This window comes from Caldicoprobacter sp., from assembly GCF_047459465.1.
GTDB lineage: Bacteria > Bacillota > Clostridia > Caldicoprobacterales > Caldicoprobacteraceae > Caldicoprobacter.
Genome location: NZ_VSCO01000137.1, coordinates 1 through 4,661, shown reverse-complemented (window position 1 = coordinate 4,661; position 4,661 = coordinate 1). Strand labels below are relative to the sequence as shown.

The 4,661-nt window shown below is 44.7% G+C and carries 7 protein-coding genes; all 7 read right to left on the bottom strand.

The annotated features are described in order from the left end of the window. Nucleotides 1–171, bottom strand: a complete 171-nt coding sequence (locus tag FWJ59_RS08030; RefSeq protein WP_414481428.1) for a DUF362 domain-containing protein — start codon at nt 169–171, stop codon at nt 1–3. 82 nt (nt 172–253) lie between these two features. After that, a complete protein-coding gene (locus FWJ59_RS08025) occupies nt 254–1,168 on the bottom strand; it encodes a stage 0 sporulation family protein (protein WP_414481429.1) in 915 nt (304 codons plus the stop codon). A gap of 13 nt (nt 1,169–1,181) precedes the next feature. Next, complete coding sequence (holB, locus tag FWJ59_RS08020) at nt 1,182–2,156, bottom strand: DNA polymerase III subunit delta' (RefSeq protein ID WP_414481427.1); 975 nt, start codon at nt 2,154–2,156, stop codon at nt 1,182–1,184. A 28-nt stretch (nt 2,157–2,184) separates the two neighbouring features. Further along, nucleotides 2,185–2,637: a YaaR family protein gene (locus tag FWJ59_RS08015; protein ID WP_414481426.1), complete on the bottom strand. Its 453-nt coding sequence runs from the start codon at nt 2,635–2,637 to the stop codon at nt 2,185–2,187. A 35-nt stretch (nt 2,638–2,672) separates the two neighbouring features. Then, nucleotides 2,673–3,002 (bottom strand): cyclic-di-AMP receptor, encoded by a 330-nt coding sequence (locus FWJ59_RS08010; RefSeq protein ID WP_414481425.1) that lies wholly within the window; start codon nt 3,000–3,002, stop codon nt 2,673–2,675. A 41-nt stretch (nt 3,003–3,043) separates the two neighbouring features. Next, entirely contained in the window at nt 3,044–3,676 is a 633-nt protein-coding gene (tmk, locus tag FWJ59_RS08005) for a dTMP kinase (protein WP_414481424.1), read from the bottom strand. A 19-nt stretch (nt 3,677–3,695) separates the two neighbouring features. Then, on the bottom strand, nt 3,696–4,661 hold a 966-nt coding region (locus tag FWJ59_RS08000; protein WP_414481423.1), incomplete at its 5' end, for an aminotransferase class I/II-fold pyridoxal phosphate-dependent enzyme.

The window sequence follows — 4,661 nt, the reverse complement described above, 5'->3', positions numbered from 1 at the left end:
TTATTCCTGTTGAGGAGCACCCACAGGGCAAACATCGGCGCATGCGCCACACTCTATGCAAGCATCCGGATCTATAACATAGATGTCATCACCTTCGGAGATGGCATCAACCGGACACTCGGATTGGCAAGCCCCACATGCGATGCATTCCTCAGTAATCCTATAGGCCATCTACCCTCACCTCCTTACATTGAAACCCCCGCAACAAACACCTTATATTCTATCATCAATACCCAAAATTGCAAGATTTTTTTCATTCATCATATTCCTCTATCAACGACCTCAACTCTTCATCCACCTCACTTAAATCTTCTTGTATCTCACTTATCTCTTTTAAGGCATCTTCGCCTTGATCCTCGTCTAACAATTCTACCTCATCGGGAGAATATTCTCTGACTTCTACATTGTCATCATCCTGAATCAACTTTACCTTGACTTTCTCAAACAGCACATTTATATCCACCACAATGCCTTTCCCATCAGGCGTCAATACTTCCTTGTTCACTTTTGGCATTCGCCTTAATACATCCTCGTAAAAATCCTGTTCGAACTTCAAACAACACATAAGTCGTCCACACACGCCAGATATTTTAGCCGGATTAAGCGAAAGCTTTTGTTCCTTTGCCATTTTAATAGATACAGGTTGAAAATCCCCCAGGAAAGTGCAACAACACATATCTCTGCCACAAGGGCCTAGCCCTCCTATCATCTTGGCTTCATCGCGTACGCCAATCTGCCTGAGCTCTATCCTTGTCCTAAAAATAGCTGCCAAATCCCTAACCAGCTCGCGGAAATCCACTCTCCCTTCAGCGGTAAAATAGAATATGAGCTTGTTATTATCAAAAGTGTATTCGACTCCCACCAGCTTCATAGGAAGGTTGTGCTTGGCAATCTCCCTTAAACATATTTCAAAGGCTTTAACTTCCTTTTCTTTGTTTTCTCGTACTTTCTGCTCATCCTCTTCAGTAGCCTTTCTAATGACTTTTTTTAAGGGAGGGACTATATCTTCCTCGGGAACTTGCTTTGGTGGTACGACTATTTCCCCATATTCTATTCCACGGGCTGTCTCCACTATCACGTGGTCACCGCGGTTAAGCTCTATGTCATTGGGGTCAAAGTAATATATCTTGCCTGCTCTCTTGAATCTGACCCCTACTACTGTCTGTATAAAAATCACCTCCCTATATGTTTAGCAGCAAATTCTCTATGGCTAATTGAAAGTTGACATTTCCTTTCAGCATCCTTCGAGTGCGTTCTATACTTTCAATGATACTCCTTATACGACTCAATGTAAATAAGGAGGCTTGTTTTTCTATCATGGGCAGCTTATCGATGTTGATAACCAACCCAAAATCCCCGGTCTCCTTATATGCCAGCACATCCCTGAACCATATGACCAACATGTCCAGTATTTCGTCGATCCTGTCCTTATATTGGTTAAAAAGCTCCCACTGGGCCATCTTTTCTATATCACTATAATCAAAAATTCCCTCAAGAAATTTGAAAACATCGTTTCGCATCTGATGGAACTCCTGTGAGCCCGCTAGCTGTAATCCTTTACCCGGAATCCCATCGGAAAGGCCGGCAAACAACATAGCCTTTTCCTTAGGTATGCCCAAGTTCTTAACTATGATGGTACACACTTCTTCTCTTGTAAGCTTTTGCATACGAAATACCTGACAGCGGGACAGTATGGTAGGCAGTAGCTCGTTGGCCCTTTCTGCGAGCAAAATAATTGTGGCAAAAAAAGGAGGCTCTTCCAAAGTCTTTAAAAAAGCATTTTGAGCCTGTGCAGTCATGGCGTGAGCATCCTCAATTATATAAACCTTGCGGCTGGACTCATAAGGTTTAAGGTGTATATCGTCCAGCAGATCTCTTATTTGCTCCACGCCTATACTGCCTTTATCCCCTTTTTGAACCCGATATACATCAGGATGATTCCCCGAATTGAATTGCCTGCATGAACGGCACACATCACAAGGCCTCTGTCCATGTGATGTGCACATAATCCCTCGAGCAAATATATTGGCTAGGGTCTTTTTCCCTATTCCTTCCGGGCCAACCAACAGATAAGCATGGCCTATCCTTTGGCTTTCGATGATCTGTTTTAACCTCTTGACTACAGATGATTGGCCTATTACGTCTGAAAAGTTCATGGTCTGTTCAAACCTTTCTTCAAACCTCTCAATAGAATAAGTCTATCAACAGCCCTCGAATATCATCTATCAGGGATAATATCTTGAGCTTATCCCTGTCTGAATAAAGCACTCGCTTCACTAGCTCCTCTAATTTTTGATTGACCTTGTTTACTATAGCATATATCTCATGCCTGCCCTGGCTATTGAAGTGGTCATGCTTTACGAATTGATACATATTGCTTACAACCATGGATAAAAACTTTGACACCAACTTTCTGTAGCGAATGACTTCAGCAAGAGTAAGATGCTTGATCAGCTTTTCCTCCTGCTGCCTGATCTCCTCCATAAGCAGTGACAGCTCTTGTTCAATTAACTTTTCCTGGGTATCGTGTATTATTCCGTTAAAACTTGTGCTGTGTATTTTACCCGGATAATTCTCTCTCCTTAAGCTGTTTAAACTCATTTCCTTGTCTTTAACCACAGCATCCCTTATTCTCATAGCTACCTTTATCTCCCCGAAATGTTATACTTAGCTCAAATCTTCTTGAACTCCTCCACATCCAGGACAAAAACGGTAGCTCCGCCTACTGTTACTTCAATGGGATAGGGCATATATACTCCTGTGGTACCTGACACGGGTGAAGGCGATGTGGCTATCTGCTTCCTGCTCTTGCACACTTTCTCAATGAGGGATAGAGCTAATTCAACCCTCTCTTTTTCGGTACCGATCAGCAAGGTGGTATTTCCTGCCCTCAAAAAACCTCCTGTAGTAGCCAGCTTGGTGACCCCAAATCCCTCATTCATCAAGGTAGAAATCAGCTTCTGAGCATCCTCATCCTGCACCACGGCAATTATGAGCTTCACTGCTCATCCCCCCTTTTTGACTTGCTTAGCTATATTATATCCTATTTTTTACATGATAGCAAATATTCTACCAGCTCCAGAACTTGTTTAAATACCTCCTCAATGCTCCTTGAAGCATCTACCTCTTTGATGCGCTGTGCATACCTTTCCTGTAAAATGAGGAAGCCCTGGTAAACGCGCTGGTGAAATTCCAATTTCTCGCTTTCTAGCCGGTCCACCTCTTTTAACCTCATACGGCCTCTTGCTAAAGCCTCTTCAGGCCGAATGTTTAGAAAAATCGTCAAATCAGGCAGGATATCTCCCAACGCGTATCTGTTTACCGCTTCTACCACATCCATGCCCAATCCTCTTCCAAATCCCTGGTAGGCTATGCTGGAATCGATAAATCTATCGCACAACACCACTATGCCCTTATCAAGGGCATGCTTTATGACTTGCCTTACATGCTGGGCACGTGATGCTGCATACAAATACATCTCAGTTAAGGCATCCATATCTTGATGGCTGCGGTTGAGCAGAAGCTTGCGTATTTCCTCCCCTACGGGTGTTCCACCCGGCTCACGGGTCACCAGCACATCATAGCCTTTTTGCCGTAAATGCCGCTCCAGAAGCATAACCTGGGTAGTTTTCCCTGCCCCATCCGGGCCTTCAAAAGTGATAAAAATCCCTGCCATAACCAACCCTCTCTCCATGCTATTCGCTTACCACTGGGACTAGATGACCCTCTACAAGCCCAAAAAGAGAACCTCCTTGTCGCTGTATGTACAAAAGCTCATCTATTCCTTCTTTATCTATTAACTCTCCGGGACAAAAACGAGGTACACCCGGAGGATAAGCACCTATGACCCCTGCGCATATTCTGCCTACGCTTTCTCTTAGAGGTATGTTTTCTATTATACTATAAAAAGCTTCCCTGGGCGACATCATTTGCTGCGGTATTTCCTGGGAAATTGACATCTCATTATATTCGACACAGGGGCCAAGCCTATGTTCTGGTAGCTCGTCTGCCATCTTTGCCAATCTTTCAACCAAGGCGTCAAAAACCGCCCTGTCATCTGCTACGCTACATATGAGTACCAGGCGGTGTATGTCGCTCATCTCAACTTGCACGCCAACCCTTCTCAATAGCTTCTCGGCTTGATAGCCAGTGATCCCAAGCGGGCGCACATCCAGTACTAGCCGTGTAGGGTCCAGCGCCTCCACCTCTTCACTCCTGTCATAATCGTCCAATGTCAAAAGCCCTAGATGGCTTCGTAGCTGCTCCTTTGCATGATGGACCGCCTCAATCAAATTGTCAATCAACTTTCTGCCCTCTGCCTCCATCAGAGCCCGAGCCCAATCAAGTGAAGCCATTATCAAATAGGACGGGCTACTGGTCTGTAACATAGCTATAATCTGGGCTACTCGCCTCTCATCAATCCGCGGTCCCTTTACATGGAGATATGCCCCCTGCGTCAAAGCGGGTAGCGTCTTATGAGCGCTTTGAACCCATATATCGGCTCCCAGCTCTCCGGCCGAAGGGGGTAAATCAGGATGAAAGACAAAATGAGCACCATGAGCCTCATCCACCAACAACAGCTTCCCTCTATCATGAACAACCCTTTCTATCTGCTTCAAATGGCTGCACATGCCGTAATAATTGGGATGTACCACCAGCAC

Bases quoted from the DNA above. Each gene is read 5' to 3' on its own strand.
- FWJ59_RS08015 (WP_414481426.1), bottom strand. From the start codon at position 2,637: ATGAGAATAAGGGATGCTGTGGTTAAAGACAAGGAAATGAGTTTAAAC.
- tmk (WP_414481424.1), bottom strand. From the start codon at position 3,676: ATGGCAGGGATTTTTATCACTTTTGAAGGCCCGGATGGGGCAGGGAAA.
- holB (WP_414481427.1), bottom strand. From the start codon at position 2,156: ATGAACTTTTCAGACGTAATAGGCCAATCATCTGTAGTCAAGAGGTTA.
- FWJ59_RS08030 (WP_414481428.1), bottom strand. From the start codon at position 171: ATGGCCTATAGGATTACTGAGGAATGCATCGCATGTGGGGCTTGCCAA.